Below are 15,884 nucleotides of genomic sequence, written 5' to 3'. Positions count from 1 at the left end.
GAATTCATGGAAAGAGTCGGTATCGGCATCATCGGATGCGGCAATATTTCGGGCGCCTATCTCAAAGCGATGGCGTCCTTTCCCATTCTCGACATCCGCGGCGTCGCCGATCTCAACCGGGAACTGGCGGAAGCCAAGGCGCGTGAATTCAATGTTCCCGCCAGAACGGTCGAGGAGCTTTTCGCCGACCCCAAGGTCGAAATCATCGTCAATCTGACGATCCCCAAAGCCCATGTTGCCGTGGCATTGCAGGCGCTCGAGGCCGGCAAACATACCTATTCGGAAAAGCCGCTGGGGATTAATTTCGCGGAAGGGAAAAAATTGGCGGAGGCCGCCAAGGCCAGGAATCTGCGCATCGGCGCAGCCCCCGACACCTTCCTCGGCGGCGGTCATCAGACGGCGCGCGCGCTGATCGACCAGGGCGTCATCGGCCAGCCGGTCGGCGGCTCGGCGAGCTTCATGTGCCCGGGCCATGAGCGCTGGCATCCGAACCCGGCCTTCTATTACGAATTGGGCGGCGGGCCGATGCTCGACATGGGTCCCTATTACATCACCGACCTCGTCAATCTTCTCGGGCCGGTCGCTCAAGTGGCGGGCTTTGCGACGACGCCGCGGCCCGAACGGCTGATATCAAGCGAGCCGCGCAACGGCGAGCGCATTCCCGTGCACGTGCCGACCCATGTCACCGGCATGATGGCTTTTGCAGGCGGTGCCGTCGTCCAGATCGCCATGAGCTTCGACGTCGCCGGCCACAAGCATGTGCCGCTCGAGGTCTACGGCACCGAGGGCACGCTTATTGTGCCCGATCCCAACAGATTTGAAGGCCCTGTCGAATATCTGCGCAAGGGCGGCCAATTCGAGGATCAGCCCCTCACATCTCCCTATGCCGATGGCAATTACCGCTCGCTCGGCGTCGCCGACATGGCGCATGCGATCCGCTCCAACCGGCCGCATCGCGCCAATGGCGATCTGGCGCTGCATGTGCTGGAGGTCATGGAAGCGTTCCACACTGCGTCTGAGACCGGCCGGACGGTGGCGATCTCAACGGCGGTGGAGCGCCCTGCCCCCATATCGCAATCCATCGTCGACGGACGGCTGGCGAAATAATTTCAGGAGGAATGACTATGCGTGAAGCACTGATCGTCTGGGGCGGCTGGAGCGGCCACGAGCCGCAGGAATGCGCCGAAATCATCAAGGGGATGCTCGAGGAGGACGGCTTCAAGGTCTATCTCGAACACGGCACCGAGGCCCTTGCCGACCCTTCCGTTCATGATCTCAGCCTGGTCGTGCCGATCATGACGATGTCGAAGATCGAGAAGGAGGAGGTCAAGAACCTCGCCGCCGCGGTCGAAAGCGGCGTCGGCATCGCCGGTTATCACGGCGGCGCAGGCGATGCCTTCCGCGACTCCGTCGACTACCAGTTCATCATCGGCGGCCAGTGGGTGGCCCATCCCGGCAATATCATCGACTATACCGTCAACATCACCCGGCCGGACGATCCGCTGATGGAGGGGATTGCCGATTTCCCCTATACGTCGGAGCAATATTACATGCATGTCGACCCCTCGAACGAGGTGCTGGCGACGACGAAATTCACCGGCGAGCACGCCTACTGGATCGACGGCGTCGTCATGCCGGTCGTCTGGAAGCGCAAATACGGCAAGGGCCGGGTTTTCTATTCCTCGCTCGGCCATCAGGCCAAGGAGTTCGACGTGCCGGAGATGAAGACGATTTTCCGCCGCGGCGCCAATTGGGCAGCGCGATAGTTGTTCGGTTCGCGGGGAACAAAGACCCCTCCCCACAAGGGGGAGGGACTCAGATGCCGCACCGCTTCACATAAACTCTATCGTATCAATCCGTCGAACGGCACCAGCCAATACGACCTCTGCTTTCGGTCGCCGCCGGACACCACAGCTTAGCCCCTCCCCCTTGTGGGGAGGGGTTTTTGGCAATCTCAACGCAGGATCAACGCCGTCTCATAAAGCCCCAGCGCAAACACCGTATGCGCCAGCAGATTGAAGCACCGCACCTTATTCGGGGTCGGATGTTTGGAAGCGGCCCAGCCGATGCCGAGGCCCGGCTGCAGCAGGAACCACCCTGCCCCGACGGTGATGATGCCGAATATCCAGGCGGGGAGAAATGTCGGGACGGCCAACCAGCCCTGCCCCATGATGAGCGCGAAGATAACGCCGTAGAGAATGCCGACGGCGTAGTGGCTGATCCAGCCGAGCGCCAGTTCATTGGCATAGGGCTCGGCATCGGCGATGCTGTCGTGAAAGACCTTGCCGCGGCGGAGATGCCAGAACCAGCGGCCGACCGGCGCCCAATTGGGCGCCGTCTGGCCGAAGACCTTGGTGAGCACGATCGCCCAGAGGTCCATCAGGATGGTTGCGCCGGCGCCGATCGCCAAGCCGCGCCACAGAATATCGAACATTGGGAATCACCGGAGAGCGTTAAATTGCAGAGACGCCAGCAAACCATTGCAGGCGCGTCGGCGCAATGGCTCCAGTGAATTCCTCGCGCATCCGGGGATTATATGACAGTGCCCCGCCCTCTGGGCGATGGCCGATGCTGCATCATCCGCAAAAAGGCATCGGTGCGGGCGCAAATTGATGCTTTTCGCGTGCAGCGATATTTCCTACTCACTGTCGAAACGGCAATGAGAGGCGCGGCGATGGCAATGCCATTTTACTGGAACGAACTGAATAGCTCCGATTTCGCCGGACTTTCGCCCGACACGACCATTGCCATCCTGCCGATCGCCTCGACCGAACAGCACGGTCCGCACCTGCCGATCGCGACCGATGTGGCGATCGCCAACGGCATGCTGGCCGAACTGCGGAAACAGAAGCCCGACGACCTCGATTTTCTGGTCCTGCCGACGCAGGAGATCGGCAAGGCGAACGAACATATCTATGGGCCGGGAACGCTGTCGCTCGATGCTGAGCTGCTCATTCCCGTCTGGACGGCGATCGGCGCCAAGGTTGCCGAAGCCGGCATTCGCAAGATGGTCATCGTCAATTCGCATGGCGGCAATGTCGACATCATGAGCATCGTCGCGCGCGAGTTGCGCGTCCGCTGTCAGATGGCCGTCGTCTCAACGCAATGGGGCCGCTTCGGTCATCCCGAAGGCATGATCGGCGAAGACGAGTTGAAATACGGCATCCATGGGGGCGAGGTCGAGACCTCGCTGATGCTCTATTTCCGCCCCGATCTGGTGCGGATGGACAGGGCGCAGAATTTCACCTCCAAGGCCGAATGGATGCGCGGACAATCGAGATATATCCAGCCGCTGCCGCCGCATTCGCTTGCCTGGATCGCCCACGACCTCAATCCGCACGGCGTCGTCGGCGACGCCTCGCGCGGAACGGTGGAGAAAGGCGAAGCGATCTGCCGCCATCAGGTCAAGGGCTTCATCGAGTTGCTGTCCGACCTGAAGCGCTATCCGCTTTCCAGCCTCTATTCACAATAACGCCGGCGAAAGCGACCAAGAGCATTAGGCCGAAAAGTGTGTGCGGTTTTCGGACGACATCATGCTCTAACCCTTTAATTTAGAACAGGATTCATATTTAGGTCGACCCCTAGAATATGAATCCTGTTCTAAGGTGCGACAGGCTTTTCCATCACGATATGACCTTTGGCCTGCAGTTCCTGCACGAGGCCGGCAAGTTCGGCGAGCAGGTATTCGACGAACAAGCTGGTGGCTGAATCGAGCGGCGCGCGGGCGCGGGCAAAAAGCTTCATCGGCTGCTGGCGCGCATGCGGTTCGGCGATCGCCCGGAAAACGAGCTCGCCCTGCCTGCATTCGGTGATGACGTCGAGCGGATTTAGTATCGTCAGCCCCGCCCCCGATTTGACCAGCTTCTTCAACATCTCCGACGCATTGGTCTCAAGCACCGGCTCGACATGCACGTCGAGGCGCGCCAAGGCCAGATTGATCACATCACGCAGGCTGGTGCCCTGCTGGGCCAGCACCAGGCGCTCCTGGACGATATCCGCCAGATTGATCGGGCCTGAACCGATCAGGTGATGGCCGGGCGGCAGCACCACGCCGATCGGGATATCGAAACTGCCAAGCGTTCGGATGCCCGGTGTCGCCGGAATGTTGAAGCCGAGGCCGATATCCACCTCGCCCGACAGCACCGGAGTGACCGTCATCGTGCCCGCGTCATTGCGCAGCTGCATGAAGACGCGCGGATGCTCCGACTGGAACCGAGCGATGATGTCAGGCAGAGGGCCGGCGGCAAGGCCAACCGTGGTAACGATGCGGACCTTGCCGGCCTGCTGCATCTTCAGGCTGCGGATACGCCCTTCCAGCCGCTCGTAATTCTTCAGCACTTCGCGAATATGTTCGATGCAGAGTTCACCGGCCGCCGTCAGCCGCAGGCCGCGCGGCAGCCGCTCAAAGAGCGGCGCGCCCATTTCCTCCTCCAGCGCGAGAATCTGGCGGTTGATCGCCGATGACGCCACATTCAGCCGCGCCGCCGCCTTGCGGATCGAACCGGTGCGGGCGATCTCATTGATGTAGATGAGCTTTCGGGAATGCAGCATGGCAACCTCGTTGCATGAAAATAAAGCAGACGCACAAATTAGGCACAGGCTGCCGTTGAGATGCCAAAAAGGCATCGTTGCGCACGAAATTTGATGCTTTTCAAAGAGCAAAGCAATCGCTCCAATGAAGAAAATCCGACGTCATCACAGGCGTTGCGAACTCAAAAGGGGAACGCTGATCATGCCCAATGCACTGAAGAATACGGTCTTTTCCGCCCTTATGGGTTTTGGTGGCGCGCTCGTCGCTACTGTTGCGGCGCATGCGGCCGACAAGGTCAGCTACGGAACGAACTGGCTGGCGCAGGCCGAGCACGGCGGCTTCTACCAGGCGGTCGCCGACGGCACCTATGCGAAACACGGCCTCGACGTCACGATCGTGCAGGGCGGCCCGAACGCGGCCAACAGCGCGCTGCTGATTTCCGGCAAGATCGATTTCTACATGGGTGGGCCGCAGGGTGAGATCTCGGCTGTCGAACAGGGCATCCCGCTCGTCGATGTCGCGGCGATCTTCCAGAAGGATCCGCAGGTCCTGATCGCCCATCCGGATACGGGTATCGACAAATTCGAGGATCTTGCCAAGCTCAAGACCTTGTTTCTCGGCAAGGACGGTTACCTTACCTATTTCGAATGGATGAAGGCGAACTTCAAGGGCTTCAAGGACGAGCAGTATAAGCCCTACAATTTCAGCCCCGCGCCCTTCCTTGCCGACAAGGAATCCGCCCAGCAGGGCTACCTCACTTCCGAGCCCTACGAGATCCAGAAGCAGGCCGGCTTCGAACCGAAGGTCTTCCTGCTCGCCGACAACGGCTATTCGCCCTATTCGACGATGATCACCACCACACAGACGATGATCGACAGCAAGCCGGATGTCGTCCAGCGCTTCGTCGATGCCTCGATCGAGGGCTGGTACAACTACCTCTACGGCGACAACAGCAAGGCGAATGAGCTGATCAAGAAGGACAATCCTGAAATGACGGATGGCCAGATCGCCTACTCGATCGCCAAGATGAAGGAATACGGCATCATCGAATCCGGCGACAGCCTGGACAAGGGCATCGGCTGCATCACCGACGCGCATTACAAGGCGTTCTTCGACGAGATGGTGGCGATCAAGGTGTTCAAGCCGGAGACCGATTACGGCAAAGCCTTCACGACGAAATTCGTCTGCAAGAGCATCGGAATGGCGATGAAGAAGTAGGCACCTCCGACGTCGGCCGATGGTCCGCCTGTGGTGGCGGACCGCATACTCCCCTGGTGAATGAGACAGGCAATGCCGTTAGCAAAGGCCCAGGCCTTATCCCCGCAAGAGACGCGCAAGCGGCCGCTGGTCGTGATGCAGTCGGTCTCGAAGGTCTTTTCCAGCGGCACTGTCGCCCTTTCCGACATGTCGCTCACCGTCGAAAGCGGCGAGTTCGTCAGCCTGCTCGGCCCTTCGGGCTGCGGCAAGTCGACAGCGCTGCGCATCATCGCCGGCCTTGGCGACGTGACGTCGGGGGCGATTGACTGGCCGAGTTCGCGCATCAATGCCAGGGGCCTGCCGGAGGGCGATATCGGCTTCGTCTTCCAGGAGCCGACGCTGATGCCGTGGAAGAACGTGTTCGACAATGTCCACCTGCCGCTGAGATTGAGGCGGGTTTCGAAGGCGGCAGCGCATGGAGAGATCATGCAGGCGCTGACCACCGTCGGCCTCCAGGATTTCGCCAAAGCCTATCCACGCGAACTTTCCGGCGGCATGAAGATGCGCGTCTCGATCGCCCGCGCGCTGGTCACGAAACCGAAGCTGCTTTTGATGGATGAGCCCTTCGCCGCGCTTGACGAAATCACCCGCCAGAGGCTGAACGACGACGTGCTGCGGCTGTGGAAGACGACAGGCATCACCGTCATCTTCGTCACCCATTCGGTCTATGAATCCGCCTATCTTTCGAACCGCATCGTGGTGATGAAGGCAAGGCCCGGCCGTGTGCATGCCGATGTTCCGCTGACCACCAGCCTGGAACGCGACGAGCATTACCGCACCTCGGAAGAATACCGGAAGGCCTGTGAGACGGTCTCCCTTTCGCTGATCGGGGCAATCAACGCGGCGGGAGAGCATTGATGCATGACGAAACGGATACGCCGCCGCGGCTCCTTCATCTTTCCGTAAATGCAGCAGGCGCAAGACGCCGCGATCTCGCGCTGCGCATCGCCATCCCCTTCCTCGTTATCGGCCTGCTGGTCCTGATCTGGTATGCTTATGTGAAGCTCTCAGGCGTGCCGCCCTATATCCTGCCGGGTCCGGCCGCCGTCGCAAACGCCTTCGTAACGGACTGGGATACGCTTGCCCCTGCCCTCTGGGTCACCACCAAGATCACCTTGCTGTCGCTGATGCTGGCCCTTGTCGGCGGCGTCGGCTTTGCGATCTTCCTGGTGCAGTCGCGCTGGATCGAGCTTGCCTTCTATCCGCTTGCCGTCATCCTGCAGGTGACGCCGGTCGTGGCGATCTCGCCGCTGATCCTGATTTATGCACCGTCGACCCAGGTGGCGCTGCTAATCTGCGCCTTCCTCGTCGCCTTCTTCCCGATCCTTTCGAATATGGTCCAGGGGTTGAAGAGCGTCGACCACAATCTCATCAATCTCTTCGAGCTTTACGGCGCCTCGCGCTGGCAGACGCTGCTCTTCCTCAAACTGCCCGCCGCCCAGCCCTATTTCATGACGGGCCTCAGGATCGGCGGCGGCCTGGCGCTGATTGCCGCCGTCGTCGCAGAATTCGCGGCCGGCTCGGCGGGCGCCGGCTCCGGCCTTGCCTTCCGGCTGCTCGAAGCACAGTACCGGCTCAACATTCCGCGCCTCTTCGCCGCGCTGCTGATGCTCTCCCTGCTTGGCGTGGCGATCTTCGCCGTCACCTCGTTCATTTCCTGGCTCGCCCTGCATCGTTGGCATGAGAGCAGCCTGAAACGGGAAAACTGATGACCCATTCCTTCATTTCGCCGCCCAATGCCGGCCGCTTCGTGCTGAGCAATGCGACGCTGCCTGCCGTCGCCATCGAGGGATTTGACGCGCCGGCGATCGAGGGGCTGGTCAAGGCGGATATCGTCATCGCCGATGGCGTCATCTCCGCGCTGCTGCCGGCGGGTGCAGCCCCGGTGGAATTGCCACGATCCGATCTGAAGGACGGCATGGTCTGGCCCTGCTTCACCGACATGCACACCCATCTCGACAAGGGGCATATCTGGCCGCGCAACGCCAATCCCGACGGCACCTTCACTGGCGCCCTGGACGCGGTGCGAGCGGACCGGGAGGCGTACTGGTCGGCAGCGGATGTCGGCAAGCGCATGGAATTCTCGCTGCGCTCGGCCTATGCGCACGGCACCAGCCTGATCCGCACGCATCTCGATTCGCTGGCGCCGCAGCACCGCATTTCCTTCGAGGTTTTTGCCGAGATGCGCGAGGCCTGGAAAGACAGGGTCGCGCTGCAGGCGGTGGCGCTCTTCCCGATGGAGAATATGGTGGACGCGGCTTATTTCGCTGACCTGGTTGCCGTCGTGCGCGAAAAAGGCGGGCTGATCGGCGGCGTTACCCGGATGAATCCCGATCTCGACAGCCAGCTCGATGTGCTTTTCAGGGCTGCCGCCGATAAGGGCCTCGACGTCGATCTTCATGTCGACGAAAGCGACGATCCCGCCGCCGAGACGCTGAAGGCGATCGCGCAAGCCGTGCTGCGCAACCGGTTCGACGGCAAGGTGACGGCAGGCCATTGCTGCTCGCTCGCCAGGCAGGACGAGGAGGCGGCAAAACGCACGGTCGAGCTCGTCGCAAAGGCCGGCCTCTCCATTGTCTCGCTGCCGATGTGCAACCTCTATCTGCAGGACCGATATCCCGGCCGGACCCCTCGCTGGCGCGGCGTGACCCTGTTCAAGGAACTGGCGGCCGCCGGCGTTGCGACAGCGGTGGCCTCCGACAATACCCGCGATCCCTTCTATGCCTATGGCGATCTCGACCCGGTCGAGGTGTTGCGTGAAGCAGTCCGCATCCTGCATCTCGATCACCCGCTGGACACGGCCGCGCGCGTCGTCACTACCTCGCCTGCGGATATTCTCGGCCGGCCCGACAAGGGGCGCATCGCCGCCGGCGCGCTGGCCGATCTCGTGCTCTTCAGCGCCCGGCGCTGGGGCGAATTTCTCTCCCGTCCACAGTCCGACCGCGTCGTGCTTCGTCGCGGCAAGGTGATCGACCGCAGCCTGCCGGATTACCGTGAACTCGATAACATCGTTGGAGCCTGACATGCCGGATTATCAAACGATCAAAAAGGAACTCGAGGGCATCGCCATCGAGGACAATCCGGCGCTGGTGCGCCAGAAGAGCCGCGATTTTTACTGGTATTCGCCGATCCTGAAAGCGCAGCTCGACAATGTGACGGCCGATCTCGTCGTCACGCCGAAAAACGAGCAAGAGGTCATCCAAACGCTGAAGGTCGCCTTCGCCCATGGCGTGCCGGTGACGCCGCGTGGCGCCGGCACCGGCAATTACGGCCAGGCCATGCCACTTTCCGGCGGGATCGTGCTGAACCTTGCCGCCATGGACAGGATCAAAGAAATCCATCCCGGTCGGGTGGTCTGCGAACCAGGCATCGTCATTGCTCAACTCGACAAGCAGACCAAGGCGCATTCCGGTCAGGAACTGCGTTTCCATCCGTCGACGGCGCAGACGGCAACGGTCGGCGGCTTCGTCGCCGGCGGCTCCGGCGGCGTCGGTTCGATCACCTGGGGCGGACTGCGCGATCTCGGCAATATTCTGCGTCTGCGCGTCGTTACCATGGAGGCCGAGCCGCGCGTGCTCGACCTAACCGGCTGGGATCTGCAGAAGGTCAGCCATGCCTACGGCACCAACGGCATCATCACCGAAATCGAAATGCCGCTCGCCCCTGCCTATGATTGGGTCGACGTGCTTGTCGGCCATGACGACTTCATGGCTTCGGTGCGCTTCTCGGATGCGCTGGCAAAATGCAACGGCATCCTCGTCAAGGAAATCGCCCCGATCGCGGCACCGATCCCGCACGATTATTTCACCCGCCACAGACCCTATATCCGCAAGGGCCAGTCGGTGGTGGTGCTGATGATCGCGCCGCATTCGATGGATGCCTTCCTCGCCTTTTCAGCCGCCCACAAGGGCGAGATCATCTTCCGCTCCGACACGGTCGAAAGCATGAAGGGTATTCCGCATGCCTATGAGCTTGCCTGGAACCACACGACGCTGCGTGCCTTGAAGGTCGATCCCGGCTTCACCTATCTGCAGGTTCAGTATCCGGGCCCGGATCACGTCGCCAAGGTCGCCAAGATGGTCGAGATCTTCGGCGACGAAGTGCCGGGCCATCTCGAATTCATCAGGTTCGACGGTCAGATCCAGTGCTCCGGCCTGCCGTTGGTGCGCTATAGCACGGAGGAACGCCTCGAGGAGATCATCAAGATCCACCAGGATCACGGCTGCCCGATCTTCAATCCGCATCGTTATACGCTTGAAGAAGGCGGCATGAAGCGCACCGACAAGGTACAGCTCGCCTTCAAGCAGGAAACGGACCCGAGAGGGCTGTTGAACCCCGGCAAGATGATCGCCTGGGAAAATCCCGATTTCGATTTCAATGCCGGCAAGAATTATCTCTTCCCGGGGCTCGCGAGCGTCATGGAGGCCTGATGAGAGTTCTGGTTCTTCACTCGCATCCGGTCGAGGAAAGCTACGGCAAGGCGCTCTACAAACAGACGCTGGAGAGCCTGCAAAAGGCCGGTCACGAGGTGGATGCGTGCGATCTCTATGCCGAGAATTTCGATCCCGTGCTCTCCCGACACGACCGGCTCGCCTATCACGATTATCCCGGCAATACCGAGCTGGTGAAACCCTATGTCGAGCGGCTGAAGCAGGCCGAAGCGCTGGTGCTGGTGACGCCGATCTGGAATTTCGGTTTCCCGGCGATCCTGAAGGGCTATTTTGATCGCGTCTGGCTTCCTGGCGTCTCCTTCGAACTGGTCGACGGCAAGGTGGAATCGCGGCTGCGCCACATCAGGAAACTCGCGGCGGTGCTGACATACGGCGCGACGCCGTTTCGCGCCTTCGCCGCCGGCAACCCGCCGAAGAAGATCGTCAAGCGTGTGCTGAGGGCGCAGATCAATCCGCTGCGGCCGGTCACCTTTCTTGCCCATTACGACATGAACAACTGCACGCCGGAAAGCCGGGCCAGTTTTTTGGAGAAGGTGAAGACGGCGATGGAGCGGTTTTAAGAGCCCGCAGCGTCCTCGTTGCACTGAGGAACGGCCTATGAAGAAGATTTTCAATCCCCCGTCCGTCCGCCGTCCGTTCGGAAATTACAATCACGGGCTGCTGGTGCCGCCGGGCGCTTCGCTGCTCGTGACCTCAGGGCAGCTCGGCATCGGTCTCGACGAGAAAGTGCCGGAGGATATCGGCGCTCAGGCAGAACTTTGCTTCGAGGCCATCAAGGCAATTCTCGCCGAAGCGGAAATGAGTTTTGCCGACGTCATCCGCATCTCAGGTTTTGTGACGAAACGTGAGGATTTCCCCGCCTATATGGCCATGCGGGATCGCTATACGCTCGATCCGAAGCCGGCCTCGACGCTGATCATCGTCAGCGGCTTCACCCGCCTAGAATTCCTCGTGGAAGTCGAAGTCACCGCCGCCAAACTGTTTTGCTGAGGCGAGCCCTCGGGACGCACCCAGGGACGCACCCTCGTCACCCGCCCGCTCCCTGGGACTCTGCCACGTTACCGCCGGTATCATCGCCGATATCCTCTGCAAACTTCCGCATCAGCCGCACGAGCTCATTGAAGTCGTGCTCGTCCCAGCGCTCGAAGATGGCGCGGCCGATCCTTTCACGCGCCACGTCGATGCGATCGGTCATCGCCTTGCCTTTCGGGCTGATGACCGCCTCGCGCACGCGGCGATCGGCGGCACTTCCGCGACGCTCGACCAGGCCGAGGCTTTCGAGCTTGGCAACCTGACGGCTGACGGTGGTGTAGTCGCGCCCGGCGCGATCGGCGAGCTCGACCACACCGATCGGGCCGAGGCGTTCCACCGTGACCAGCAGCGGAAACAGCGCACGATCGAGTGATATCCCCGCCTCGCGCACCATCTGCTCGTCACGCTGCGGCCGGTTCATGACGCTGACAATCTCGATCAAAGCCCCATGCAGTTCACGCAGCCTTTCCGACATATGTGTATTATGCACATTATTTCTTGACGGCATATCGATTCTCCTATTATGTGCATAATACACACATGGAGATGGCAATGACACAGAATTCTACGGTGGACGTGCTAATATCAGGTGCCGGTGCAGCTGGCCTGACGCTGGCGATCGAGCTGGCGCGGCGCGGCGTCAGCTTTCGTCTAATCGAGAAATTGAACGACCCGTTCCGCGGCTCGCGCGGCAAGGGCATTCAGCCGAGAACGCAGGAAGTCTTCGAGGATCTCGGCATCCTCGACCGGATCGTCGCGCTCGGCGGCGCCTATCCCCGGCAGCGGGAATATCGCGACGATGGAAGCTTCAGCGAATCCGACGCCGTCCTGCGCGAGGAGCCGACGCCTGCCGAGCCCTATCATTTTCCGCTGATGGTGCCGCAGTTCCAGACCGAGGGCGTGATGCGCGAGCGCCTCCTCGAACTAGGGTACCGCCCGGACTTCGGATGTGAACTCATCGGCTTCGAGCAGGATGATGCGGGCGTGACGGCGCGGCTCCAGGGTCCGTCCGGGCAAGAGACGATCCGCGTGCGCTGGCTGGTCGGCGCCGATGGCGGGCGCAGCTTCGTGCGCCACGCGCTTGATATCGGCTTTCCCGGCAAGACGCTCGGCGTGCGCGCCATCGTCGCCGACGTCATGCTGACGGGTCTGGATCGCGACGCCTGGCATCGGTTCGGCGAAGGCTATATGCAGCGGCAGATTGGGCTTTGCCCGCTCGCCGGAACGGAGCTGTTCCAGATCCAGGCACCGATCCCGCTCGAAGGTGAGATCGATCTTTCCGCGGCGGGTCTGACCGCGCTGGTGGCGGAGCGCACCGGCCGCGACGATATTCACGTCCACTCGGTTTCCTGGGCGTCGGCCTTCCACATGAATGCCCGCCTTGCCGATCGCTACCGGCTCGGCCGCGTCTTCCTGGCCGGCGATGCCGCCCATACGCATCCGCCGACCGGCGGCCAGGGTCTGAATACCAGCGTGCAGGACGCCTATAATCTCGGATGGAAGCTGGCGGCGGTCGCCGGCGGCGCGCCGGATGCGCTGCTCGACAGCTATGAGCAAGAGCGCCGCCCGATCGCGGCGGCGATGCTCGGTCTTGCCACCGGTCTTCTCGATGCGCTGAAGCGCGGCGATCTCAGGCGTGGCCGCGAGGTCCATCAGCTCGATATCGGCTATCCCGAATCTTCCCTCTCATTGGAAAAACCGGCCCGGCGCGGCGGCCTGCTGGCAGGCAACCGTGCGCCCGATGCACCGCTCATGGCTGCGGCCGGCCAGCCGAGACGTTTGTTCGAACTGTACAAGGGCACGCACTGGACGTTGCTCGGCTATGAGGTCGACCAGGCAGCCGTGCCATCGCGCAAGGGATTACATATTCACAGGATCGGCGGGAGCGGCGACCTCATCGATCAAAGCGGACACTTCCTTAACGCCTACGCCCTGACGCCGGGCGACTTCGTGCTGGTGCGTCCGGACGGTTATATCGGCGCAATTGTCGCATCCCGTGAAGCTTCGGCGCTGGAAGACTATCTCGCCCAGTTGGGCCTTGGCCTGACGGCGGGAGAACGGTCATGAGGCGATAAGCTGACCGCGCCTTTATCGGTCACAGCGCATTCCCGGCTCGCTGACCTCGCATTCCCGGTCGTTCAATTCCGGCTGCGCAACCAGATATGAGCGAAACATGGTCGTCAGCTGCCTTTCGGCCTCAAGACCATCGGCCGCGGACAAAACGCGGTGGCAGAAGGGCGGGACGGTTCCGTAAAGCGCTGCCGCCAGGGTTTGAGCAAGCAGGCCCGGATCGGCGAAACGGCCGTCCGCCGATGTGGACAGCATCGCCTCGATGGCCCCTGCGCTCCGCCGGACCGCCGCCTCGATCAACGCGCGGACGTCGAGTTCCATGGCGATGCGATAGAGGGCTGGGGAAATCTCAGCCTGCGCCAACTGCGTTTGAAGATAGGCCTTCACCACGGGCTCGGCGATCAACTCTTTCGCAGCGCACCGGTTTTGATCACGCGCTTTCTCGATGGCGCCGGCCAGCATTTCGAGGTGTCGCTCCAGCACCGCGAAGAGCAAGGCCAGCTTGTTCGGGAAATACTGGTAGAGCGTTCCCACAGAAACGCCGGCACGGCGAGCCACTCGCGTGGTGTTCAGACGGATGAGGCCATCGCTCGACAAAACCTGAAGGGTTGCCTCGAAAATGGCGTCGACAGTGGCGATGGCTCGGCCCTGACGCGGGGATTTCCGGGGGGTTAGCGGTAGCGGAGAGCCCGTTCCCATAAGCGAATCCAAAAGCTGAAGGATGTTTCATATATAACTTCCGGCCCCGCTGCTCCAGCAATCCTGCACGCCATGCCGGGTCTTCAGACGTAAATTGGAGACGAATGTGGGTAAATTGGACGGTAAAATCGCAGTCATCACCGGCGGCAACTCGGGAATGGGACTGGCGACAGCCAAGCTCTTCGCACGAGAAGGCGCAAAACTCGTTATCACTGGCCGCGATCAGGCGACGCTGGATGCGGCGGCGCAAAGCATCGGCAATGGTGTCGACGCCATCCGCAGCGATATTTCCAGGATTGCAGATATCGATGCGCTTCGCGACCATCTCGAAAGAAAGTATGGTCGCGTCGATATCATCTTTGCGAATGCCGGCGGGGCAAAGCCAAACCTGTTCGAATACATGTCGGAGGAAGAATTCGATTTTTCCATCGCCAACACCTTTAAGGGAACCTACTTCACAGTGCAGAAACTCGTTCCGCTCATGCACTCCGGCGGCTCGATCATCCTCAACACCTCGACGCTCAGCAGACAAGGCCGCCCCTATGTCAGCGTCTACTCCGCGGGGAAAGCCACCATTCGTTCGCTGGCACGCTCGCTGACCGTGGAACTGAGCGAGAAAGGGATTCGCGTGAATGCCATGGCTCTGGGCTACATCGATACCGATCAGGCGCGTAAAGCAGGCATGAGCGAAGAGATGATCGAGCAGACGAAGGTGCAGGTGCATGCTCAAATTCCGATGCACCGCAGCGGCACGGTCGATGAGATCGCCAAAACAGTGCTGTTTCTCGCCTCCGATGACTCGGCCTACATCACAGGCTCTGAATTGTGCGTCGACGGTGGCTGGGCGCAGATCTGACAACGCTTTCGGCGGCTCTCCGTGAGGCGCGGCCTGAAACGGCGGGAGGCCCTCTCGTGTCAGAGGGCGTCGCGCTTGTATCGCGGTGTCCAACCGCGGGTCATTCCGCGGCTCATCGCCCGCTCCGCCAGGGCCAATTGCTGGCGGAGATGTTTGCAGTCGTCGAGCAGCGAGCGGATCGCCGCCTTAGCATTGTCGTCATGCCAGGCCAGCACGGCTTCGACTTCCCAAGCACGATCGGGCCAAGCAGCATCGGGCCAAGCAGGATCAGGCAAGGCCAGATTGGGCGACATGGGATCGGGCTCCTGGATCTTTGCCGGCTGCATCAGTTCAGCGCCAATGGCAATTGAACCGGACGCGGCAAGGGCGGCAGCGGCCGGCTGAGTTCGACCTTTCTCTGCCAGGCGGCGCGGCGCAACTGATCGCGCTCGCGCGCCGCACGCGACGCTTCGACAAGGGCTAGGGCGTTGGCGATCACTTGTTCCGTATGCGTCATGACCATCTCCAATGTTCCTGTTTTGTTCTAATTTAGCCTCTCGGCCGAAAATGTCAAGTCGGGCGGATCTGGCGTTCAGGACGATTGGATCAGGCGGGTGTTCAGTCCGCAGCCTCAATGACGGCGATGCCGGCTTCCTGAGCAGCCCGGATAAAGGATGCCCGCACCTCTTCCGGCGGGAGATCGCCGATAATCGCATCCAGGCAGGACTTCACGGCTTCGAAATAGTCTTCGCCGTCATCGACCGGCCACTCGTGCAGAAGCGTGCGCGCAGCGTCCCACACAGAGTTAATAACGGCATAATGGCCAAGCCCCATTGAGGCCAAGCCGACCGGTCGAAAATTTGCCGTCTGTCTCACTTTGCTACAGCTTTTCCAATTTCGGTGAGCTTACGAGTTAAAGATGCAATTTGCGTGCCGTGGGGTAGGCGGGAGCGGACATTCTCCTCGCCCCCTCCAGCAGGCGCTTTGAGAACATGCAACGCTTGAAGTG

General features: G+C 61.3%; 19 protein-coding genes. 12 read left to right on the top strand and 7 right to left on the bottom strand.

All coding sequences use genetic code 11. The annotated features are described in order from the left end of the window. Positions 1–6 precede the first annotated feature (6 nt). Positions 7–1,107 carry a Gfo/Idh/MocA family protein gene (locus K6N12_RS08850; RefSeq protein WP_097625425.1) on the top strand — a complete coding sequence of 367 codons (1,101 nt, stop codon included), beginning with the start codon at positions 7–9 and terminating at the stop codon, positions 1,105–1,107. Between the two features lie 17 nt (positions 1,108–1,124). After that, complete coding sequence (locus K6N12_RS08845) at positions 1,125–1,766, top strand: ThuA domain-containing protein (protein ID WP_097625424.1); 642 nt, start codon at positions 1,125–1,127, stop codon at positions 1,764–1,766. A gap of 188 nt (positions 1,767–1,954) precedes the next feature. Here K6N12_RS08845 and K6N12_RS08840 read toward each other — a convergent pair whose 3' ends face one another. Further along, positions 1,955–2,434 carry a DUF2938 domain-containing protein gene (locus K6N12_RS08840; RefSeq protein WP_222148802.1) on the bottom strand — a complete coding sequence of 160 codons (480 nt, stop codon included), beginning with the start codon at positions 2,432–2,434 and terminating at the stop codon, positions 1,955–1,957. Between the two features lie 240 nt (positions 2,435–2,674). Here K6N12_RS08840 and K6N12_RS08835 point away from each other — a divergent pair, with 240 nt between their 5' ends. Continuing rightward, positions 2,675–3,472, top strand: a complete 798-nt coding sequence (locus K6N12_RS08835; protein ID WP_097625422.1) for a creatininase family protein — start codon at positions 2,675–2,677, stop codon at positions 3,470–3,472. A 128-nt stretch (positions 3,473–3,600) separates the two neighbouring features. Here the strand turns inward: K6N12_RS08835 and K6N12_RS08830 are convergent, their stop codons facing one another. Continuing rightward, positions 3,601–4,551 carry a LysR family transcriptional regulator gene (locus K6N12_RS08830; protein ID WP_097625421.1) on the bottom strand — a complete coding sequence of 317 codons (951 nt, stop codon included), beginning with the start codon at positions 4,549–4,551 and terminating at the stop codon, positions 3,601–3,603. 181 nt (positions 4,552–4,732) lie between these two features. Between K6N12_RS08830 and K6N12_RS08825 the strand changes: the two genes are divergently transcribed. The 7 genes from K6N12_RS08825 to K6N12_RS08795 all read left to right on the top strand — a co-directional run bounded on the left by K6N12_RS08825 (position 4,733) and on the right by K6N12_RS08795 (position 11,229). After that, on the top strand, positions 4,733–5,749 hold the full coding sequence (locus tag K6N12_RS08825) for an ABC transporter substrate-binding protein (RefSeq protein WP_097625420.1): 1,017 nt from the start codon (positions 4,733–4,735) through the stop codon (positions 5,747–5,749). 72 nt (positions 5,750–5,821) lie between these two features. Then, on the top strand, positions 5,822–6,646 hold the full coding sequence (locus K6N12_RS08820; RefSeq protein WP_097625419.1) for an ABC transporter ATP-binding protein: 825 nt from the start codon (positions 5,822–5,824) through the stop codon (positions 6,644–6,646). Next, complete coding sequence (locus K6N12_RS08815; RefSeq protein WP_097625418.1) at positions 6,646–7,497, top strand: ABC transporter permease; 852 nt, start codon at positions 6,646–6,648, stop codon at positions 7,495–7,497. Before K6N12_RS08820 ends, K6N12_RS08815 begins: the two co-directional genes overlap by 1 nt. Beyond that, positions 7,497–8,810: a cytosine deaminase gene (locus K6N12_RS08810; RefSeq protein WP_097625417.1), complete on the top strand. Its 1,314-nt coding sequence runs from the start codon at positions 7,497–7,499 to the stop codon at positions 8,808–8,810. The genes K6N12_RS08815 and K6N12_RS08810 overlap by 1 nt, the downstream gene beginning before the upstream one ends. Before the next feature lies 1 nt (position 8,811). After that, positions 8,812–10,218: an FAD-binding oxidoreductase gene (locus K6N12_RS08805; protein ID WP_097625416.1), complete on the top strand. Its 1,407-nt coding sequence runs from the start codon at positions 8,812–8,814 to the stop codon at positions 10,216–10,218. Continuing rightward, the gene (locus tag K6N12_RS08800) at positions 10,218–10,799 is read left to right on the top strand and encodes an NAD(P)H-dependent oxidoreductase (RefSeq protein WP_097625415.1); all 582 of its coding nucleotides are present in this window, start codon (positions 10,218–10,220) and stop codon (positions 10,797–10,799) included. The genes K6N12_RS08805 and K6N12_RS08800 overlap by 1 nt, the downstream gene beginning before the upstream one ends. A 37-nt stretch (positions 10,800–10,836) precedes the next feature. Next, positions 10,837–11,229, top strand: coding sequence for a RidA family protein (locus tag K6N12_RS08795; protein WP_097625414.1), 393 nt, complete (start codon positions 10,837–10,839; stop codon positions 11,227–11,229). A 37-nt stretch (positions 11,230–11,266) separates the two neighbouring features. Here the strand turns inward: K6N12_RS08795 and K6N12_RS08790 are convergent, their stop codons facing one another. Continuing rightward, on the bottom strand, positions 11,267–11,779 hold the full coding sequence (locus K6N12_RS08790) for a MarR family winged helix-turn-helix transcriptional regulator (RefSeq protein ID WP_097625413.1): 513 nt from the start codon (positions 11,777–11,779) through the stop codon (positions 11,267–11,269). Positions 11,780–11,823: 44 nt separating this feature from the next. On the opposite strand from K6N12_RS08790, the gene K6N12_RS08785 reads away from it, so the two are divergent. Further along, complete coding sequence (locus K6N12_RS08785) at positions 11,824–13,338, top strand: FAD-dependent oxidoreductase (protein ID WP_097625412.1); 1,515 nt, start codon at positions 11,824–11,826, stop codon at positions 13,336–13,338. A 21-nt stretch (positions 13,339–13,359) separates the two neighbouring features. On the opposite strand, the gene K6N12_RS08780 is transcribed toward K6N12_RS08785, so the two are convergent. Continuing rightward, a complete protein-coding gene (locus tag K6N12_RS08780) occupies positions 13,360–14,040 on the bottom strand; it encodes a TetR/AcrR family transcriptional regulator (protein ID WP_097625411.1) in 681 nt (226 codons plus the stop codon). A 106-nt stretch (positions 14,041–14,146) separates the two neighbouring features. Here K6N12_RS08780 and K6N12_RS08775 point away from each other — a divergent pair, with 106 nt between their 5' ends. After that, positions 14,147–14,896 carry an SDR family oxidoreductase gene (locus K6N12_RS08775; RefSeq protein WP_097625410.1) on the top strand — a complete coding sequence of 250 codons (750 nt, stop codon included), beginning with the start codon at positions 14,147–14,149 and terminating at the stop codon, positions 14,894–14,896. A gap of 59 nt (positions 14,897–14,955) precedes the next feature. Here K6N12_RS08775 and K6N12_RS08770 read toward each other — a convergent pair whose 3' ends face one another. The 3 genes from K6N12_RS08770 to K6N12_RS08760 all read right to left on the bottom strand — a co-directional run bounded on the left by K6N12_RS08770 (position 14,956) and on the right by K6N12_RS08760 (position 15,751). Then, on the bottom strand, positions 14,956–15,222 hold the full coding sequence (locus K6N12_RS08770) for a hypothetical protein (protein ID WP_097625409.1): 267 nt from the start codon (positions 15,220–15,222) through the stop codon (positions 14,956–14,958). Continuing rightward, on the bottom strand, positions 15,222–15,392 hold the full coding sequence (locus K6N12_RS08765) for a hypothetical protein (RefSeq protein WP_010069037.1): 171 nt from the start codon (positions 15,390–15,392) through the stop codon (positions 15,222–15,224). The genes K6N12_RS08770 and K6N12_RS08765 overlap by 1 nt, the downstream gene beginning before the upstream one ends. 101 nt (positions 15,393–15,493) lie before the next feature. Further along, on the bottom strand, positions 15,494–15,751 hold the full coding sequence (locus K6N12_RS08760) for a DUF982 domain-containing protein (RefSeq protein WP_003586584.1): 258 nt from the start codon (positions 15,749–15,751) through the stop codon (positions 15,494–15,496). Positions 15,752–15,884 lie beyond the last annotated feature (133 nt).

Origin of the sequence: Rhizobium redzepovicii (genome assembly GCF_019793435.1) — a bacterium.
Taxonomy (GTDB): Bacteria; Pseudomonadota; Alphaproteobacteria; order Rhizobiales; family Rhizobiaceae; genus Rhizobium; species Rhizobium redzepovicii.
The sequence above is the reverse complement of the archived record's forward strand: the minus strand, read 5'-3'. Positions and strand labels throughout refer to the sequence as shown.